Source organism: Gordonia sp. NPDC003429, from assembly GCF_053588575.1.
In genome coordinates, this window is the sequence record NZ_JBSFQF010000049.1 from 1 (window position 1) to 1,743 (window position 1,743).

Consider the following 1,743-nt stretch of genomic DNA (forward strand, 5'->3'; position numbering starts at 1 on the left):
GCGACCTGCCATCAGGTTCTCGAACCAATCGAAGAACGACGACGGGCCTCGATGTCGGGGACCACGAGGTTCAAGTCGCGGCCGGATCTTACGGGGTCTGTTGATTGTCATTCCACTTTCGTGTCTGGTCCGATGGATAACGGTGGTGCGCAATTCGAATTGTTCCGTCCAGGCGCATCTCCGTGGTCGACTTATAGGGGCGGCGCGAGAATTGAGGGGTCACAGCGCGGAGGCTCACTCCGGTATCTGGTCGATGGTGGCGCGGGTGAAGTCGACGGCCTTGGCGCAGATGTCGGCGATGGGTGGTGGATCGACCGTCAGGGAAACCATGGTTGTGACGTGAGATCGCCCGGTGTCAACGACCGCCACGCATATGTCCTGTCCACTGAATGCGCCGACTGCTACTCGCCGGCCATCGACGTACTGGTCAGGAAACCAGCGAATGATGATCGATTGACGTTGCTTGTAAGCGTCGAGATGTTCGGCGTTAGCGACGATCTGCGAGAGGCTCCACAGACTGTTGCCCGCGAAGAGCCATTGACAGCCTCGCAGGGTTTGGTAGTTGGCTACCGCCGCATCTTGCGTAGTTGCAGGATCCACGCCGGCGGACTGCAGAACTGCAGGTGTAACCGCAGTGCATGGTTCGTAAGTAGTTCCGTCATTCCCGGTGTTCCACCGGTCGGGGAATGAAGTCACGAACGGCAATCGCCGGCCCTGCGCGTCGGTCTGCCGGATACTTTTTTGAGTAGTCGAGGTAACGGCAACGTTGGACTGGGTAACGGGGCTGCCATCTGTCGCGCAGCTACTCACCAATCCGACGAGGCAGCCACCGGCGAGTAGCCGTAGGAGGCGGCGACGTTCATGCACAAAGGTCAGTCGCACTGGCCACGCCCACCAACTGAGAGTGCAATTTTCGCCCTTCATCTACGTCACCAAAATAGTTGTAAGCGAGAGTGTCGGCGATCCCGGTGCGCGCCCTCTCCAAATCCGCCGCACACTGCCGCGCCACCTTGGCCCGCTGTTGCCATTGCCGCGCTGGTCAATTGCAGCGATGCAGCGGGCAGGTGTGGAGTTGGGTGGGGCGATTTTTGCGGTGTCTCCGGCGGGCACGACCTGGCTGGTCCACGTCCGGAAGTACGAACGAGTCGGTCACAGATCCCCCTCACCACCGTCGGGTCCGCGGCACGGGGCCGGCCCTGTTCCCATTCGTTCGGTCAGTCTAACCAGGATACGGTTGGGCGGTTGGTCCGGTTCGAGAAGGTGTGGATGACGCCCGTCGTGTGACGGATTACGAGAGGTAGTGCCGGCATCGCAGGTCGGGTGGTGGATTTCGTGGACGGTCAGGATTGGGCTCAAGAAGCTGAAGGTCTCGCGGGATACGGTGAAATCCATTGCTGCAGAACCGGTGTTGGAGGTTCTTGAGGAGCGGGCGCCAGCCGGTCGGAGGCTGGCGGCATTAGCGATACAGACGGGGTCACAGCGGACTGCGGAGACAATTATTGTCGTGGCGGCCCGCTGTGGCCCCGATTGTATCGAGGATGAAGTAGGCAGCGGCGTCACGGTGGTATCTGGTCGATGGTGGCGCGGGTGAAGTCGATGGCCTTGGCGCATATGTCGGGGAGGGGTGGAGGATCGATCGTCACGGAAACTCTAGTGTCGCGTGTCGTTAATTAGTTTATGGTTCGTGGTTTGAGAGAATTGGCTATGGCGAATTCTGCGGCCCCGGCTCTTGGCCTGCGTGAT

Annotated in this window: 1 protein-coding gene; it reads right to left on the minus strand. The window is 60.2% G+C overall.

Annotated elements, in window-relative coordinates:
- Nucleotides 1–234: 234 nt before the first annotated feature.
- Nucleotides 235–924 (minus strand): DUF3558 family protein, encoded by a 690-nt coding sequence (locus tag ACWDSI_RS20405; RefSeq protein ID WP_449757679.1) that lies wholly within the window; start codon nucleotides 922–924, stop codon nucleotides 235–237.
- Between the last annotated feature and the right edge of the window lie 819 nt (nucleotides 925–1,743).

Excerpts from the sequence above, each read along its gene's own strand:
- ACWDSI_RS20405 (WP_449757679.1), bottom strand. The coding sequence starts at position 924 with ATGAAGGGCGAAAATTGCACTCTCAGTTGGTGGGCGTGGCCAGTGCGA.